Here is a 16,635-nt window from a genome sequence, read left to right as displayed (position 1 = left end):
GTACATCAAGCTCATCATAGTAGAAAGAGGGATAACATGGACAATCAACAATGGCAAGTAGCAAAGAAAGTAGCTGCTACTTATATCGGAACTGTCGTTGGAGCTGGATTTGCTACTGGACGAGAAATTGTTGAATTTTTCACAGTGAATGGATTATACGGGACAATTGGCATATGTGTAAGTGGATTTTTTTTTATTTGGCTTGGCACAAAGATGATGTTACTTTCATCACAAATCGGGGCATTTTCAGCGCAAGAATTTAACAAATATTTATTTGGGGATGTATTTGGGAATGTTGTAAACACATTATTATTACTCGTTTTATTCGGCGTAACGAGCGTTATGTTATCAGGGGCTGGTGCAGTATTTGAAGAGCAACTTCGCTTACCAAGACAACTCGGTATTCTCATTACAGTTATCGCTTGTCTCATTATAAGTAGCCGCGGGTTACAAGGTGTTTTTGAAGTAAATACACTTGTCGTACCTATTATGATGATTTTTATTATCGGACTTGCTATTACAACCTTTTTTCACGGTACACCTCCTATTAATAACACTATTCCTGCAGAGAGCTGGAATATGAAATGGATTACTAGCCCTATTACATATGTCGCCTTAAACCTTTCTCTCGCCCAAAGTGTTCTCGTCCCATTAGCCAGTGAAGTAAAGGATCGAAAAGCCATTTTTTGGGGTGGGATTTTAGGTGGTGCTGGACTTTCTTTAATTTTATTATGCAGCCATTTAGCAATCTTATCAGTCGATCAATTTTATCAATATAACATCCCAATGGCTGAAGTCATAAGAAGATTTAATGCAACTTTTCACTTCTTCTTCGTTCTCATTATTTTCGGTGAAGTTTTCACAACTTTAGTTGGTAATGTGTTCGGAATGACAAAACAGATGCAATCTATTACTGGGTGGAAAAATCACAATATTATTTTCTTCATTTTACTAATTAGTTATTGCTTTAGTTACATCGGTTACAGTGACTTACTTCACATTCTATATCCTATCATCGGATGGGTAAGTATTGTTATACTTCCAATCATTGCGTTTAAACAACTTCAAAAAACATAAAAAAGCATCCATGTTATTGGATGCTTTTTTATGTTCATTCACAATCATCACATACTTCCCAGTACGGTCCCATTTCTAATGCTAAATACGGCTTTAACTGCAACCGAATCATTCGACTAGGCATGCGTTCTAAAACAAATTGAATACCTTCTTCATCTTCGTCTAATTCAACTTTTGAAATCGTAATTTTTTGCATAGTCGTAATGGGAATTCCATCTTTATATAAAGTGATTTTCACCTCATCGTATTCATTAAAATACAATTCGACACTCATTTGATTTTTCAGTATTTCATCACCAATTTTAAATGTATCATTTTGTTCTTGGATTATATATTTCCATCCGCCTCTATCTTCTTTCGGAGCTGTTTGAAATAATGTCTCCAAATCCTCGTATAGCATAAGATAACCCCTCTCTTACTAAAAAACGATGAGTATTTTATATACCCTTTATCTCTATCACTATCCATAGCTATTGTACCATATATCACCGTTCTTATCGTATTCATTTGCTTCATACACACTTATAAAATAACTAATTCTATCTCCATTATTATGTATATTACCTCATTACTCCATACACTCTTACAAGTTCAAATAACGACAGACTTTAATCCATGCAAATATTGTCTACTCTCCGCTTTTATTAGCTCACAGCATTCACACTTTTACATATAGTAAGACTACCACAAATAAAAAAGGAGAGTGACTTATACCACTCCCCTTAAAAGAACTTCCCTATAGCTGCTAAAACTAATACGATTATTAAAATTGCAAATAATAATGAGACAATGAAACTAAAAATAGGTAACGCTTTCTTTTCATTCTTCTTAAATAGTAACTTTAAACTAAGAAAAATATTTACTGGTACAAGTATAAAATAAAAATATTTAACAATTTGCACCGAGCTATTCGAAAGTGTTTTTAATATAAACACTTCAATTAGAAAAACAATAAAAAATGAAATACTTAGCCAAAATGAGACGTAACTAAGCCAAGAATGTCTTTTTGTCCCCCAATACACTCCCATAATACTCTCCTTTTATTTGTATTCTATAGGTTAATAATTATACACAAAGCTAACAAACACCTCTATTTTTCGACAAATATTATGCAAAATACCATTTTAAACGTCATAAAGGAAGTTTACATCTCCATTTGATTTTACATAATAAAACAGACTACCCTCTAGTGTCATAATGCTACTAGGGGGAGTCTGTTCTCTATTAAACTTTAAATCTCTCAATTAATACTTGCAATTCTTCAGCCATTTGAGATAGCGTACCCGCCGCTGATCCAATTTCCTCCATCGAAGCTAGCTGTTCTTCAGCTGAAGCCGCAACATTTTGTGTGCTTGTCGCATTATTTTGTGCTGTCATTGCAATTTGTCCTACTGAAATAGATACTTCATTTGCCCCTTTTGACATTCCATTAGCCGTTTCAACCATCGTCTTAATTTGATTAGCTATTTCATTTGTAGATTGTAAAATTTCAGCAAAATTTTGCTTCGTTTCATTTGCAATAACAAGTCCAGATTGAACTTCTTCATTTACATGATTCATTGATTTGACTGTCTTACCCATATCGTCTTGTATTTCGCCTATTAATTTACTAATTTCACTGGAAGATATGCTAGACTGCTCTGCCAATTTACGTACTTCATCTGCAACAATTGCAAAACCTCTTCCATGTTCACCAGCTCTTGCCGCTTCAATTGCCGCATTTAAAGCTAGAAGATTTGTTTGATCTGCAATGTTTTGAATTACTTCCAATATATCACCAATTTGTTTTGATTTATTATTTAATAACTGTATAACAGCATCTGATTGTGAAACCGATTCTGCAATAGACTGCATCTGGTTTACTGTTCTTCCTACTAGTTTCCCACCATCTTCTGCTTTTTCACGAGTATGAGCAGAAGCGATATTAATAGATGATGAACTATTTGCTACATGCTGAATTCCTTCCGTTACATCAAACAGTAACATAGCACCATTTTCTACACTTGTTGTTTGCGTCGTTGCCCCACTTGATATTTCATCCATTGCTGTTGTAATTTGCTCAGTTGCTTCACTCGCTTGTCTTACACTTGCAGTTAGTTCTTCTGATGCTGCTGCAACATGTCCTGCCGAAGTGTTAATCCTTCCAATTAACGTCCGTAATGAATTTGTCATCTCGTTAAAACCTTTCGCAAGTTGACCAATTTCATCATTAGAATGAATTTCAATTGTTTGCGTTAAATCCCCTTCACTTATTTCTTTAGAAGTGATAACTAGTCTCTTTAAAGGCTTCGTAATTGAAAGTGTCACAAAATAAATAAGTACTCCACCTACTACTAACGAAATAAGCATAACAATTAACATATTATAAAATACAGGTTGAGCAGCTTCAATTACTTCAGTTGCGTACATCGTCCCACCAATTTTCCAACCTGTTTTTACGTTTGTAGCAAATACCATATTCTTTTCACTACCACCATAAGAATATGTAAAAGCACCATGATTATCTTCATAAATTTTCTTTGCCCAAGAATCAGCTGCTTTATCCCCTGATTTTTCTTGTGGATGAGCAATGATTTTTTGCTTTCCATCTAAAATGAAGGCATATCCTTTTTTACCAATATTGATTAACTTTGTTGTTTTTAATAAATTGTCTAAACTTAAATCTAGCGCAACAACCCCATTTTTATCTTCTGTTTGTTTTGCAATCGTTACGACAATATGTCCATTTCCTTTTGCCTTATATGGCTCGCTAACAACAATACCACCTTGTTTTGCCACTGCATCTTTATACCAAGGTCGTGTTGTTGGATCATAATCTGCTGCCATTTGTATATTTGGTTCCTGTACAAATTTCTTATCATTACCGGCAACATACACTTGTTCAACATCTATATTCAAATTGATATACTGAGATAATGTCTTTCTTAGCTCATCCTGATTATCCCCTTGATACATATTCCCTTGAATTACTCGTGCAAAGTTATTCACATCGTTAAATTTTGCTTCAATCATTTGATTGATTAAATTATCTAATATTTTTATATTATCGTTAGCACTACTCGTAATTTGTGATTCAAAATTCTTTTTAGCAGTTTGATAAGACATGCCCCCGATTATAGAAACGGCTGCAATTAAAATTACAAAGAATGAAATTAATAGCTTTTTTGCTACTTTCATATCACGAAACAAATTTAATAGTTTACCCATTATGAACCTCCTAATTTTCAAATTTAAAAGTTAAATTGAGTTAATTATAAATATTTCCCATTCCTTAATTATTATTTTCATAACCTATTATGGTGAATACTTTGTAAAGTTTAAACAATTAATTTCCCTTTGTCTATATATATGAATAATATTATTATAAAATTTACAAATAGAAAAAACCAAAGGGGCCCCTTTGGTTTTTACATTTTTTTATGTTGTTTAGAAATTTTCTTCCATTTATCACGCTCTGCTCTGGCAAGGATTGCATCTTGTTTCCTCATAAAATACGCCAGTTCTCTTTGTAATTTTTTATAGCTTTTCAAACGATCTATCGTAATAAGTCCGTTTTCAATTGCACTATACACCGCGCATCCTGGTTCATTCTCATGCTTACAATCACGGAAACGACATGTTGTCGCAAGTTCTTCAATATCAGAGAATGCTGTTTGAATCGCTTCGCTGCCTTCCCAAAGTTGCAATTCCCTCATGCCAGGCGTATCAATCACGAGAGCGCCACTAGGCAATTGGAATAATTCTCGATGCGTTGTCGTATGCCTCCCCCTACTATCCTCTTCACGTATATCTCCCGTTTTTGCTACATCAATTCCTATTAGAGCATTTAACAAAGTTGACTTTCCTACCCCTGATGATCCAACTAAAGCAATTGTTTTCCCTGAAGAAACGAATTGTTTCAACGAATCTATACCTGTATGCTCTAAACTATCAACAACGAAAATAGGAACACCAATTGCTATAGCTTCCGTTTCTACAATTTTCTCTTCCACATCATTACATATACTACTCTTTGTTAAAACAATAACTGGCATAGCGCCGCTTTCATACGCTAATAATAAATAACGTTCCATCCTTCTAACATTAAAATCATGATTAAGTGCATTCACTAAAAATAAATAATCTACATTTGCTGCTATAATCTGTTCTTCTGTTCTTGTTCCAGCCTCTTGTCTTGAGAAAGAGCTTCTTCGCTGGAAAATACGATGAATAATCGCTTTCTTTTCATCTTCTATTTTCTTTATATACACCCAATCACCAACTGCTGGATAATCGCCTTTCGTAATCGCTTCATGCCGAAACTTCCCAGACAGTTCTGCCATATATTCACCATCATTACAAATAATGCGATATATATGCTTATGCTCAAGTAAAATACGACCTACTTCATAATTTTTCTCTGTAACTTGTTCTTCAAAAAATGAATCCCAGCCAAAAGATTCTAAAATATTTTGATTCAAATAAATATCCTCCCTAGTGTGTACTAAGTGGAAGGATTGCGAATTACCTTATATAATATCGCCCTTTCCATCCACCTTTGTATTTGGTTGATTATTCATATAAGTTATTTTCGCCATAATACATCACCCCGTTCTTATTTTAATTATTCTCATTATATGGAATTCTCCTATAAAAAGCTACATTATTTTACGTAATTTTCAAATAACTTGTTTTTGAGCATTCTAATTTGTCCTCGATGACTAATTTCATCTTCTAGCACATGAAACCATAGATAGTGCTGGTTATATGCTACACCGTTAGACCACTTTCTTTCTGACATGAGCCACTCATCACCTTGTTCACTTAAATACTTCAGAGATTCTTCTCGAACACTTTGTAGAAGTTGTACATAATACTTTATTTCATGACCACGGATTGCTCTACCCGCTTCCCCTAAATACAGTGCATCTTCCCATATTTCTAATTCTTCTTTTGTAAAGTCACGATCTTGAAATGAAATAAGCTGATGAACTTTTTCAATAGCTGCTATATGCTTTAATAAGGCGCCAATTGAATTTCCGCTGCTTTGCATAATTAAATCTAATTGCTCAACTGATAAATTTTTTACTTCGCCTAATGTTACAGCTCTCGTATGCTCAAGCAGGCTTACTAATTCCCCTATTTTTTTTGTATAACCATCTACACTTCTTATTCGATAATCTATATTCATATCACGAACCCCTTTCTACATTCATATTATTGTAAAAATGATTCATATAATAGACTGAAATCTATCTAAATTTTCTGTTATAATTAATTTGAATACAAAATATACCCAAACAAACTTTCTCAATATGCTTATATGAAATATTAAAAGGAATCAATATAAAATAATCGAATCTTATTCACTAAAAGGAGTGGATTCGATGGAAATGTATCAATGGCTAACCGCTGTTCTCGTTGGTGGCATTACCGGCTTCGTTTCCCATCTAATCAATAACCAAGGTAAGTTATTGCTTCCACGCCGTTTGAAAACATTTTTTCATTTTGGATTTTTAACTGATATTTTTACTGGTAGCCTAGCCGCACTTCTTGGGCTCGTTTTATTCGATGTCACCGCAATAAAAGAAATTATAAAAGTATCCATTGTAACTGCTATTTCCGGTCAAACTTTTTTACTACATCAAGCTCTTGGTGGCGAACAGGCTAAAAATACGCAAATTGGGAAAGCTGATGAGAAGATTCAAGAAATTGACAAATTATTGCGACGTTAGTGTATACTTTCTTTTAAAATTATTGTTATAATGAGAAATAAATATTTTCTATTGCGTCGTTTGTCAGGAGAAAGGGTGTTTCGTATGACAAAAAAGAAAATAGAAGATTTCTTAACAAACTCCGAAAAAGAGGAACTGCTAGAAAACTATAAATGTTTACGAGAAGCCCGCACAAAAAGCGAAGCTAACTATTTTGGCGAAGCAGTAAACCATCTATTAAATAAAGCAAAACAACGAATTATAAAAGATGCAGGTATACATGATGAAAATGCTGCAACTGTTCAATCAAAGAGAAAAGCACTGTTTTAGCTACATTAGCTAAAACAGTGCTTTTTATTACAATACTTTTCACATTACTTTCACATCTATTTCACAATTATAAGTACTCCTATATGTTAAACTAAGTATATCCTTTTCCAAGGAACTATATGCCGATATATAAATCCCTATCTTTATAGGGATTTTTATTTTTTGATTCCTCATAACTTTGTTACAATACATTTCTTCTACTATTTCTATACTTTTAGTAACCACTTTAATTAAAAGCACATTCATGTATTCACACTCTTATTAATTCTGATTTGCGAAATATTTATACAAGCTTTATGATACAATTCCTGTTTCACTATTTTCAGTAAGTTTTTCACTTTTTCTAAACAAAAATAAAGCTCCTATATATAGTAACGCAGTAAAACTACCTATAAGTATAAAATTGTGAGATGTCGCAAATAACATTCCAGCTATTGCCGCACCAATCATTTGACCAATATACATAGAAGCATTTGCAAGCGCGGCTCCTGTTCCTCTTGCTACACTAGATATGTTTTGTAAGTGCCTCATCATTAATACAAACAAAATTCCCGTCCCAAAAAACAAAGCAAAGAACGATAACTCCACCAATACAATGTTCTTTACATGAGGAAGTAATACATATAGCACTGCTGTAAATATAATGCCACCATAGAAAGAAAGGTTATAACCAATTTTATTTACGATTCTAGGACCCAAAATATTACCAGTTAAATTTCCTAATCCTAATACGAGCATAGCTGTACCTACTTCATGAACTTGTAAGCCAAATTGAATGGAAAGCCATACACCAAAAAATGAAAATGCAGCAAAATTTCCGGTTTGAAAAACAAAGTATGCAAAATAAGAAAGTGAAACCTTTGAATCTGTAAGTAATTGTTTATAACGCTGTAAAATCGCTTTTTTATTTCCACCTATATGAACCGACTGTATTTCTGGTAATACAACATAAATAAGAATAACAAGTAGTGCTGATAATATACCAATGAAATAGAATGGGATTGTATAATGTATCGTTGCTAAATAAGCTCCCAGTGGCAGCCCTAAAATTTGAGAGATTGATAACCCTGCTGTTGCAACCCCAATTGCTTTCACAATTTGCTTTTTCTCTATAAGGAGCGGAATGGATGCCCACACTTGTGGAGATACAAAAGCTGCACTTACACCTGCTAAAAATCTGAATGTTAGCATCCATAAAAAACTCGGTGCAATTCCACAAAAAAACGTACTTATTGCAAAAAAACTCATACCTAGTACCATCACTTTTTTTCTGTTTAATCCATCTGATATAGGACCAGCGATAAGCGCAAATCCCGCATATCCTAAAGCATACGAACTCACCATCCATCCTGACAACTCAGTTGAAACATGATACACCTGTTGTAATGTCGGCAACAGTGGTGAAATTAAGAAAGTATCTGTACCGATCATAAACATTATCATAAAAAATACAGCTAGTACTCTGTTCATTTAGACCTTCTCCTTATATAAACAGAGGGTACTCTCCCTCTGTTTAACTAATCTTCTAAAATAGATTGGATTTCTTTCATGACTCTTTCATTCAATGCAACATCTACCGCTTTCACACTTTCTCTTACCTGCTCTGCCCGCTTTCCACCAGGTATAACAGTATCAATCCCTTCTTTATTTAATAACCATGCTAACGCTAAATGAGACACTTCAATATCATTTTCTTTAGCTAGCCCTTTTAACTTATTCACTTTCTTAAAATTACTCTTATATGTATTTTCTTCAAATAGATTTACATTTTGACGCCAATCGACTTCATTTAATTTAAAATCTTCTGTATATTTTCCGCCTAATATTCCAAAAGCAAGAGGCCCATATGGAATAAATGAAATACCCGCTTCTATACAATACGGCAACAGTTCTTCCTCAGCTGTACGTTCTAACATATTGTATGGAGATTGTACAACATCTATATGACCATGTTGATTCGCCTCTTTTAATTGTTCTATGTTTACGTTCGATATTCCAATTGAACGAATTTTCCCTTCTTCTTTTAAATGAGTAAGCTCCCCGATTGAATCTATGTAACTTGTTTCAGGATTTGTAAAGTGTAAATAATATAAATCAATATATTCAGTCTGTAATCTTCTTAAGCTATTTTCCACAGCATTCCTTAAATAACTTGGTTCATTGTTAATATAGGTTTCTCCATTTAACAACGGTTGAATTCCACCTTTTGTAGCAAGTATAAACTCATGACGTTTTCCCTTTAATACTTCTCCTACTAATTCCTCCGATCTACCGAAACCATATGAATCTGCTGTATCAAAAAATGTAATCCCTTGCTGAATAGCTTCTTCTACTAATCGCTTTCCTTCTTCTTCATTCACATCAGCATATAAATTATGTCCCCCTACTGCATTTGTACCTAAACCCAACTTTGAAATATTTAATCCTGCCTTTTGCAATTTTATATACTTCATTTTTTCTCCCCCCTATATTTCTATTGTTCGAATATATTCGAACAATAGAAATATACCACTTTATATGTTATAGTGCAAATATCTTAACTTATACAAGTAGGTGAAATATGCGTACACTCTATCATCCAAATCGAGAAGAAATTCAATTTTCTTCTGTCTTATATGCACTTAGCGATCAAATTCGTTTACAAATTGTAAATATGTTACTAGAGAAAAATGAACAATCTTGTGGTGCTTTAAACATCCCTGTTGCAAAATCAACTTTATCTCACCATTTCAAAGTTTTACGTGAGTCAGGTGTTATGTACACGCGCCTTGAAGGAACACAACGTTTCATTTCAATTCGTGAAGAAGATTTAAATGCTAGATTCCCAGGTTTATTACAAGTTGTATTACATGCGACAGAGCCATATTAAAAAAACATCTCATATTCATATGAGATGTTTTTTTAATATGGCTATTCTTTTAATAAATCTATTAATCCATTCCCTTCAGATGTACGTTCGTACCCTAAAGGTACAGTTCTTTTAATGAGTTGTGCATATATTTCCGGCTCCGATAACTTTCGACCGTATTCTTTCTCACACTGTTTAATGAGCAAGGCGAGCGCTCCAGCAACATGCGGCGTCGCCATGGAAGTTCCACTTAGCACAGCATATTTTCCTTCTGGATACGTAGATAATATTTCATCACCTGGCGCTACTAGATCAATTTCTTGATTTGAATTACTAAAACATGCAATCTTCCGCTCTAAATTAACGGCACCAACTTCAATTACCTCGGAGTACGCACCCGGAAAGTCTAGTTCCTCTGTTTCATCATCGCAATCTCCATTATTTCCAGCAGCACATACAACGAGAACATCCTGCTTTACCGCATTTTGAATTGCTTCATGTAATTCTGGAACATCTTGCGGACCACCAAGTGACATTGAAATAATTCTCACTTTCTCTTGATTCGGCCCTCTCCAATTTACAGCATAATGAATTGCCTCAATAATTTGCTCATAACTTCCAGAACCATCTCCCGCTAAAACTTTTAATACTAACATTTTAGCAAGTGGTGCAACTCCTAATACACCGACACCATTTTCAGTCGCGGCAATCGTTCCCGCAACATGAGTACCATGTCCGTTATTATCAAGATACACATTTGGATCAGCTTCATAATCTTTTGTGAAATTTCTTCCGCCGATAATACGATCTTTTAAATCTATATGATTAGTATCACACCCTGTATCTAATACGGCAACGACTACATCTTGCCCCTTCATACTCTTTTCCCATACTTGCGGAGCGTGAATCAGTTGTACACCTGGTGGAATTTCATTTACTTGTTCTAACACCTTATTTACGGTAAACGGAATCAATTGTATACCTTTTTGTTTATTCACTGTACTACTCATCGTAATCCCTCCTGAAAATGTATTATTTTCATTTCAGACCACTTTTGAATACGTGTAAATGTAACATTCGTTTTATTCTTTTTGTTTTCCTTCTTTTCAAATATTTCTCAACATCATTTACTACCTCTATAATACTTCTTTATTTTCCCTATGATTTGTAGGAAGTAACAACCCGAGTCGTTCAACTAATAACCAAAATAAGAGGACCAATTAATGGTCCTCTTACAGTCTTTTAAAAGAATGATATGTATTTGAAAAATAATATAAATTAAGACTAAACCTCACTCTTGTTTAAAAACTTTTCTATTTCTTTTACTAAATATTCCGCTCCCTCTATACCAACTGTAATATTTCCATTTGCTAATGTAATATTCTGCCCTGAAACATCACCTGTGATTTGGCAAGCATTGTAAGGTTGATATTTTTGTAAAATGATTTTATCTGCTTCTACAAAAATTTCAAGCGGTGATTTGATTTGTATTCCCAATACATCGCGTAATTCTTTAGGGATAACAATTCGTCCTAATTCGTCTACTTTTCGAATAACTCCTGTTGCTTTCATATTTCTCCCCCCTTACTCTCTATTAATTTTTTCACCTCGCTTTTTCCATTTTATCACTTTTTGACAATACTTGCCTCTTTTTAGAAAATTTTGTACTCGAGTTAAAAAAACACATTTAATGCATACGTAATCTCTCTTTCAATTGTTTTACATAACGGGATCTTATAAGTAAGAAGTATACAACTTGAATAACTATGAAAATACTTAATACAACTGTATTTTCTTTAAACAATGAGTACTCAAACATTTGCCCTAACGCCGTTAAGGCTACTGCTCCATGTAATGTTGCAACACCAATTGGAACGAAGAATAAAAGCGCCAATCGAATTGTAACTACCTTCGATAATTCCCTACTTGTCAATCCAACTTTACGAATCATTTCGAACAAACGAACATCATCCTCCAAATCGGAGAATAAACGGAAGTAAAGGAAACTTCCTGCGCAAACGAAAAATACTATACCAATAAAGAAACCTACAAATAAAATCGGTCCTGCAATTTGTAAACTTTGGTTTTGCTCGTACTCTTCCGCACTAAACGTTGAATATTCTTGATACGGTTTAATTTGATGCGTAAGCTCTTTACCAATTTCAATCTCATCTTTCGTTCTTTCAGTTTTATACATATAATCTTTTGTCTCTATAAACCCATCTTGTAATGAATCATATTGACTATTAGAGATTACATAAACATTTCCTCTTAATATTTTCCCCAATGAAGATGCAGTAACTTTTTTCACTTTTAAATTTTCATTCATATTAGGTAAAGTAATTTCTTTTCTTTCTTTCATCGTTGGCCCTGGTATATTAGCTGACAAAAATACAACTTCTTTATTTGCTACAGTATTAAATGGTTCTTCTGTTAACTTTGCATATTTCTTATAGTCTGATTCTTTTATAAAAATGGCGCTTCTTAACGACTGTTCCTCCGTTTTCTTTGTCGAAATATTAGTTTTTGAAGCTGCTATACTATGTTTCTTTAATCCTTTGTCAATCATTTGTATATGCTGTGATTCGTTACTATTCCCTTGCTTAGAATGGTAATGAAACGAAATCGGTCTCTCCATTATCCCTTTCGTCATGGATGCGAAGCCAACTAATGTCCCTATTGCGGAAAATGCTACAGTAGAAATAATGGTTACAATAAAGAACATTCTTGCGTTATCTCTCATGCGATACGCTAAATCTGATAACGTAATAATATTAGTCTGTGTCCAATAGAAACGTTTACTTTTTTTACATAATCGAATAATAAAGACACTCAGCTGCTTGTACAACAAATACGTCCCAATAATAACTACCGTTGTAACAGGAATCATCATAATAAATACCATTGCTCCATGTGATAGAAGAGCTCCTACATAGCCAGCACTAAGCAATACTACTGCTAATATGGAAGAAATGATTGATGCTTTCGGTTCAGGTTTCGCCTCTGCCGATCCTCTAAACAACTTCATAATCTTATTTTTACGAATCATTCCTGCACTAAACAATGATATGATCATAAATAAAATAAAAAACATAATACTCGTTACAACAATTGCTTTCATCGGTATGTAATAGGATAAGGAGATATCTAGTTTCAATATCATCGGAGCGACAAATAGTAATACCCCTGAAAATAACATACCTGAAAGAATACCAAAAATAATTGCCCCTATTCCAATCATAATATTTTCAAAAAAGATTAGACGCTTTAATTGATATTTCGTCATACCTAACATCATTAAAATCCCTAGTTCACGCTTTCTCGTTTTTAAAAACATTCCCATCGAATATAAAATAAAGAAGAATGTAAATAAGTAAATAATAGACTGTGCAAAAGACATACTTACGAATACGTACTGACCTAATTCTCCTGCACTTAATGCCGGATGAAACGCAAAAAATGAATACACAAAAAAGGCCATAATTGCAAATGCACTACTCAAAAAATAGGCTGAGTATGTCCGTCTATTTCGGGTTACATTCCGATATGCTAGTTCTCTAATGTTCATATTACTTCTCCGCCCTTCTACTATCTATGTTTTTATATTAGTAAAGTGCGGAAATACCTTCCATCGATTCAAATGACAAAAACCTTACATTTTTGAAAGGTTTAAAAAAATTGCTTATACGTAGTACTTTATTTATAATGACTACATTCATATTCATACACACATCCTATTGTATATTCGTTAATTTTGCGAAATAATAAAGGATAGAAGTATGTACCATTATACATATAAACTTAATTACCGCTTTAATATGAATAGGAGGAAACATAATGACATTACAAGAACAGATTATGAAAGCATTACATGTTCAGCCTGTAATTGATCCAAAAGTTGAAATTCGTAAACGAGTTGATTTCTTAAAGGATTATGTAAAAAAAACAGGTGCAAAAGGATTTGTACTTGGTATTAGCGGCGGACAAGACTCTACATTAGCAGGACGCTTAGCACAACTTGCAGTTGAAGAAATTCGTAACGAAGGTGGTAATGCAACGTTTATCGCCGTGCGTCTTCCTTATAAAGTACAAAAAGATGAAGATGATGCACAATTAGCATTACAATTCATTCAAGCAGATCAATCTGTTGCATTTGATATTGCTTCAACTGTTGATGCTTTTTCAAATCAATATGAAAACTTATTGGGTGAATCATTAACAGATTTCAATAAAGGTAACGTGAAAGCACGTATCCGTATGGTTACTCAATATGCAATTGGTGGACAAAAAGGGCTACTTGTTATCGGAACAGATCACGCTGCAGAAGCTGTAACAGGGTTCTTTACAAAATTCGGAGATGGTGGTGCAGATTTATTACCATTAACGGGATTAACGAAGCGCCAAGGACGTGCATTATTACAAGAGTTAGGCGCAGACGAGCGACTGTACTTAAAAATGCCAACAGCTGATTTATTAGATGAAAAACCAGGTCAAGCTGATGAAACAGAGTTAGGTATTACTTATGATCAATTAGATGATTATTTAGAAGGTAAAGCAGTTCCAGCTGACGTTGCAGAGAAAATTGAAAAACGTTACACAGTGAGTGAGCATAAAAGACAAGTACCAGCGTCAATGTTTGATGATTGGTGGAAATAAATTAAACATAAAAAAGAAGCTAATCTTCATTTAGCTTCTTTTTTATATGTTAACGATATACCCCTACTCTTTTCTCCAATAAATCTTGCAGGCAATCTTCATGTTGTTTACAAAATAACGGTGGCATGTCGTCTAACGGGAAAAACTTCAAATCCAACGTTTCATCACCATCTACTTTTTTGTCACCTCCAACTATTGAGAATGAAAAGAACATCACAATTGACTGGGCCTTGTCTCCATTTGGATATGATTGAAAATATTTTGTATACACTCCAATAAGCTCATTTATTTCTACATCATACCCGGTTTCTTCTTTTATTTCTCGGATTGCAGTTTCCGCAGCTGATTCTCCTATCTCCATTGCACCACCTGGAAATCCCCAAGCGTTAAAGTCTCCTCTTTTTTGCAGTAATACTTCTCCTTCTTTATTAAATACACAACCACCGGCAAAGTTTAAGAAAACATAATCATGTCCTACTTTTTCACGTAATTCTTTTATATAATTGGCCATTCTCTTTCCCCTTTTCATACCTCTTCTATCGCTATTTCTTATCTTTTTCAAGCAATTCAATGATTCGATCTAGCTTCTGGTTCATATCAATCACGTGGTGTTTCTTTGCAGCACTGCTTTGTAATACTCTTCTAATAAACAAAGTAAATGATATGAAAAACAAAACGATAAGTCCGATTACTAAACAAGTATATATCAATGTAAAAATATTACTTTCGAACAAGTTCATTCAGCATTCACATCCTTATCCATTTATTCTATCACACAATTCTTAATATTCAAAAGCAATCAATTAATAAAAAAAGCACCTTTTACAGATGCTTTTTCCCATTGCTTAATACGTAAATGTAATTGTCGCTAATGAATAACCCGCCAATGCACTGTAAGGCGCTACTTGATAAGACACACGCTTTGCACCTTTTGGCCAATTTATTTCATTTAATACTTTCTTTATATCTTGCATCGTTCCATCCATGGACTGCTTATATCGCACTTCTACTTTTTCTGGCTTGGCTGCAAACTGTTGCTGCAACTTTTTCTTAAATTCATTATAATTTTCTGCTCCGTATTCTGCAGATAAGTATTGTAAATTTGTTTCTTTTAACATCTGCTCATATACGACAGTTTTTGAGCTACCAGCTTTTATTTTATTTGTTAATTCACCAAAATAACTTGTAGTTGCCGCTGGATATTTGCTACGATCCCATTCATGATCTTTACTTAACTGTTCGTCAGACATATTAAAATATGAGTAAGTTACACGCCCTGCTTTATCTGGTACTGGATCATCAAATGTAGTATCTAGGTGATACCATTTGTTTTCAATGTTCACTAAATTCCACGCGTGAGCTTGTCCATTTCCTGTGCCTGTTACAATATGATTTTGAATACCTGCCTCTTTTAACAACTCATACGTTAATAATGTATATCCTTGGCAAACGGCAGAACGATTCGCTAATGCTTCATATGCTGTATACGCTTGATAAGACGTATCATAAGACACATGCTTAACAACGTAATCGTGAATAGCTTTTACTTTCTCATGCTCATCCATCCCTGGTTTTACAATTGATCCAACAATTGATTTCGCCTGAGCTTTTACATATTGAGTTTGTTCTTTTGATTCACGGTATTTTACTTGCAGTGTAAACGTATAGTCCCCTGGCATTCCTTTAATGGAATATCTAGTAGACGCTACATTATATTTTACATACTCATCAGCATCTACAATTTTATTAAACTCACCATACAATTGATCCATAATATTTCTAGCATTTCTATCTTTTGTTTTATATGTGATTGTAATATTTTCTTCTCGATTATCAATCTGTTTTTTTAATTCTTTTCTGAAATCATCTAATAACTTTACATCTGATTGTGCTGTCACTGTAGTCGGATTTGTAGCTGCATAAGATACAGATGACGCTTGTAAGCCTCCCATTACTATAGTTGAACAAAGTGCGGCAGCTGTCACATACTTACTTGTCTTTCCCATCTTGTCACTCCTTATATTCTATAAC

Annotated in this window: 19 protein-coding genes; 5 read left to right on the top strand and 14 right to left on the bottom strand. The window is 33.8% G+C overall.

Going from position 1 to position 16,635, the window contains the following annotated elements; translation table 11 throughout:
* Window positions 1–36 precede the first annotated feature (36 nt).
* Window positions 37–1,077, top strand: coding sequence for a YkvI family membrane protein (locus ES895_RS07570; protein ID WP_000370203.1), 1,041 nt, complete (start codon window positions 37–39; stop codon window positions 1,075–1,077).
* A gap of 34 nt (window positions 1,078–1,111) precedes the next feature.
* Here the strand turns inward: ES895_RS07570 and ES895_RS07565 are convergent, their stop codons facing one another.
* From ES895_RS07565 to ES895_RS07545, 5 genes are all read right to left on the bottom strand, one after another.
* A complete protein-coding gene (locus ES895_RS07565) occupies window positions 1,112–1,477 on the bottom strand; it encodes a DUF3979 family protein (RefSeq protein ID WP_000965059.1) in 366 nt (121 codons plus the stop codon).
* A gap of 322 nt (window positions 1,478–1,799) precedes the next feature.
* A complete protein-coding gene (locus ES895_RS07560; RefSeq protein ID WP_000539571.1) occupies window positions 1,800–2,105 on the bottom strand; it encodes a hypothetical protein in 306 nt (101 codons plus the stop codon).
* 196 nt (window positions 2,106–2,301) lie between these two features.
* Window positions 2,302–4,284, bottom strand: coding sequence for a methyl-accepting chemotaxis protein (locus tag ES895_RS07555; protein ID WP_000517294.1), 1,983 nt, complete (start codon window positions 4,282–4,284; stop codon window positions 2,302–2,304).
* Window positions 4,285–4,484: 200 nt separating this feature from the next.
* On the bottom strand, window positions 4,485–5,537 hold the full coding sequence (rsgA, locus tag ES895_RS07550) for a ribosome small subunit-dependent GTPase A (RefSeq protein WP_001073075.1): 1,053 nt from the start codon (window positions 5,535–5,537) through the stop codon (window positions 4,485–4,487).
* 182 nt (window positions 5,538–5,719) lie between these two features.
* Window positions 5,720–6,247, bottom strand: a complete 528-nt coding sequence (locus tag ES895_RS07545) for a DinB family protein (RefSeq protein WP_097862683.1) — start codon at window positions 6,245–6,247, stop codon at window positions 5,720–5,722.
* A gap of 196 nt (window positions 6,248–6,443) precedes the next feature.
* On the opposite strand from ES895_RS07545, the gene ES895_RS07540 reads away from it, so the two are divergent.
* Together ES895_RS07540 and ES895_RS07535 are read left to right on the top strand one after the other, a co-directional pair.
* Complete coding sequence (locus ES895_RS07540) at window positions 6,444–6,791, top strand: DUF4257 domain-containing protein (protein ID WP_000426317.1); 348 nt, start codon at window positions 6,444–6,446, stop codon at window positions 6,789–6,791.
* A gap of 84 nt (window positions 6,792–6,875) precedes the next feature.
* Window positions 6,876–7,100, top strand: a complete 225-nt coding sequence (locus tag ES895_RS07535; RefSeq protein WP_000162602.1) for a hypothetical protein — start codon at window positions 6,876–6,878, stop codon at window positions 7,098–7,100.
* A 39-nt stretch (window positions 7,101–7,139) separates the two neighbouring features.
* On the opposite strand, the gene ES895_RS30070 is transcribed toward ES895_RS07535, so the two are convergent.
* The 3 genes from ES895_RS30070 to ES895_RS07520 are packed head-to-tail and all read right to left on the bottom strand — an operon-like array spanning window position 7,140 to window position 9,553.
* A complete protein-coding gene (locus ES895_RS30070; RefSeq protein WP_001101742.1) occupies window positions 7,140–7,346 on the bottom strand; it encodes a hypothetical protein in 207 nt (68 codons plus the stop codon).
* Window positions 7,347–7,394: 48 nt separating this feature from the next.
* Window positions 7,395–8,570 (bottom strand): MFS transporter, encoded by a 1,176-nt coding sequence (locus tag ES895_RS07525; RefSeq protein WP_135238260.1) that lies wholly within the window; start codon window positions 8,568–8,570, stop codon window positions 7,395–7,397.
* 47 nt (window positions 8,571–8,617) lie between these two features.
* The gene (locus tag ES895_RS07520; RefSeq protein ID WP_000874082.1) at window positions 8,618–9,553 is read right to left on the bottom strand and encodes an aldo/keto reductase; all 936 of its coding nucleotides are present in this window, start codon (window positions 9,551–9,553) and stop codon (window positions 8,618–8,620) included.
* Window positions 9,554–9,660: 107 nt separating this feature from the next.
* On the opposite strand from ES895_RS07520, the gene ES895_RS07515 reads away from it, so the two are divergent.
* Complete coding sequence (locus tag ES895_RS07515) at window positions 9,661–9,969, top strand: ArsR/SmtB family transcription factor (protein ID WP_001259906.1); 309 nt, start codon at window positions 9,661–9,663, stop codon at window positions 9,967–9,969.
* A gap of 41 nt (window positions 9,970–10,010) precedes the next feature.
* On the opposite strand, the gene ES895_RS07510 is transcribed toward ES895_RS07515, so the two are convergent.
* From ES895_RS07510 to ES895_RS07500, 3 genes are all read right to left on the bottom strand, one after another.
* On the bottom strand, window positions 10,011–10,958 hold the full coding sequence (locus ES895_RS07510; RefSeq protein ID WP_000099752.1) for a serine protease: 948 nt from the start codon (window positions 10,956–10,958) through the stop codon (window positions 10,011–10,013).
* 274 nt (window positions 10,959–11,232) lie between these two features.
* The gene (locus ES895_RS07505) at window positions 11,233–11,520 is read right to left on the bottom strand and encodes an AbrB/MazE/SpoVT family DNA-binding domain-containing protein (RefSeq protein WP_000648325.1); all 288 of its coding nucleotides are present in this window, start codon (window positions 11,518–11,520) and stop codon (window positions 11,233–11,235) included.
* A 115-nt stretch (window positions 11,521–11,635) separates the two neighbouring features.
* Window positions 11,636–13,516: an FtsX-like permease family protein gene (locus ES895_RS07500; protein WP_135238259.1), complete on the bottom strand. Its 1,881-nt coding sequence runs from the start codon at window positions 13,514–13,516 to the stop codon at window positions 11,636–11,638.
* Window positions 13,517–13,785: 269 nt separating this feature from the next.
* Here ES895_RS07500 and nadE point away from each other — a divergent pair, with 269 nt between their 5' ends.
* Window positions 13,786–14,604, top strand: a complete 819-nt coding sequence (gene nadE / locus ES895_RS07495) for an ammonia-dependent NAD(+) synthetase (protein WP_000174901.1) — start codon at window positions 13,786–13,788, stop codon at window positions 14,602–14,604.
* A 49-nt stretch (window positions 14,605–14,653) separates the two neighbouring features.
* On the opposite strand, the gene ES895_RS07490 is transcribed toward nadE, so the two are convergent.
* The 3 genes from ES895_RS07490 to ES895_RS07480 all read right to left on the bottom strand — a co-directional run bounded on the left by ES895_RS07490 (window position 14,654) and on the right by ES895_RS07480 (window position 16,610).
* Window positions 14,654–15,115, bottom strand: a complete 462-nt coding sequence (locus tag ES895_RS07490; protein ID WP_000024999.1) for an NUDIX hydrolase — start codon at window positions 15,113–15,115, stop codon at window positions 14,654–14,656.
* A gap of 31 nt (window positions 15,116–15,146) precedes the next feature.
* On the bottom strand, window positions 15,147–15,344 hold the full coding sequence (locus ES895_RS07485; RefSeq protein ID WP_001048101.1) for a DUF4083 domain-containing protein: 198 nt from the start codon (window positions 15,342–15,344) through the stop codon (window positions 15,147–15,149).
* A gap of 105 nt (window positions 15,345–15,449) precedes the next feature.
* Complete coding sequence (locus ES895_RS07480; protein ID WP_070757527.1) at window positions 15,450–16,610, bottom strand: transglutaminase domain-containing protein; 1,161 nt, start codon at window positions 16,608–16,610, stop codon at window positions 15,450–15,452.
* Window positions 16,611–16,635: the final 25 nt, after the last annotated feature.

The organism is Bacillus sp. 007/AIA-02/001 (genome assembly GCF_004634455.1).
Classification (GTDB): domain Bacteria; phylum Bacillota; class Bacilli; order Bacillales; family Bacillaceae_G; genus Bacillus_A; species Bacillus_A cereus.
Note: the sequence above shows the minus strand (reverse complement) of the source record. Positions and strands in the feature narration are given on the sequence as shown.

Bases quoted from the DNA above. Each gene is read 5' to 3' on its own strand.
- ES895_RS07570 (WP_000370203.1), top strand. From the start codon at position 37: ATGGACAATCAACAATGGCAAGTAGCAAAGAAAGTAGCTGCTACTTAT.
- ES895_RS07565 (WP_000965059.1), bottom strand. From the start codon at position 1,477: ATGCTATACGAGGATTTGGAGACATTATTTCAAACAGCTCCGAAAGAA.
- ES895_RS07560 (WP_000539571.1), bottom strand. From the start codon at position 2,105: ATGGGAGTGTATTGGGGGACAAAAAGACATTCTTGGCTTAGTTACGTC.
- ES895_RS07555 (WP_000517294.1), bottom strand. From the start codon at position 4,284: ATGGGTAAACTATTAAATTTGTTTCGTGATATGAAAGTAGCAAAAAAG.
- ES895_RS07545 (WP_097862683.1), bottom strand. From the start codon at position 6,247: ATGAATATAGATTATCGAATAAGAAGTGTAGATGGTTATACAAAAAAA.
- ES895_RS07540 (WP_000426317.1), top strand. From the start codon at position 6,444: ATGGAAATGTATCAATGGCTAACCGCTGTTCTCGTTGGTGGCATTACC.
- ES895_RS07535 (WP_000162602.1), top strand. From the start codon at position 6,876: ATGACAAAAAAGAAAATAGAAGATTTCTTAACAAACTCCGAAAAAGAG.
- ES895_RS30070 (WP_001101742.1), bottom strand. From the start codon at position 7,346: ATGAATGTGCTTTTAATTAAAGTGGTTACTAAAAGTATAGAAATAGTA.
- ES895_RS07525 (WP_135238260.1), bottom strand. From the start codon at position 8,570: ATGAACAGAGTACTAGCTGTATTTTTTATGATAATGTTTATGATCGGT.
- ES895_RS07520 (WP_000874082.1), bottom strand. From the start codon at position 9,553: ATGAAGTATATAAAATTGCAAAAGGCAGGATTAAATATTTCAAAGTTG.
- ES895_RS07515 (WP_001259906.1), top strand. From the start codon at position 9,661: ATGCGTACACTCTATCATCCAAATCGAGAAGAAATTCAATTTTCTTCT.
- ES895_RS07510 (WP_000099752.1), bottom strand. From the start codon at position 10,958: ATGAGTAGTACAGTGAATAAACAAAAAGGTATACAATTGATTCCGTTT.
- ES895_RS07505 (WP_000648325.1), bottom strand. From the start codon at position 11,520: ATGAAAGCAACAGGAGTTATTCGAAAAGTAGACGAATTAGGACGAATT.
- ES895_RS07500 (WP_135238259.1), bottom strand. From the start codon at position 13,516: ATGAACATTAGAGAACTAGCATATCGGAATGTAACCCGAAATAGACGG.
- nadE (WP_000174901.1), top strand. From the start codon at position 13,786: ATGACATTACAAGAACAGATTATGAAAGCATTACATGTTCAGCCTGTA.
- ES895_RS07490 (WP_000024999.1), bottom strand. From the start codon at position 15,115: ATGGCCAATTATATAAAAGAATTACGTGAAAAAGTAGGACATGATTAT.
- ES895_RS07485 (WP_001048101.1), bottom strand. From the start codon at position 15,344: ATGAACTTGTTCGAAAGTAATATTTTTACATTGATATATACTTGTTTA.
- ES895_RS07480 (WP_070757527.1), bottom strand. From the start codon at position 16,610: ATGGGAAAGACAAGTAAGTATGTGACAGCTGCCGCACTTTGTTCAACT.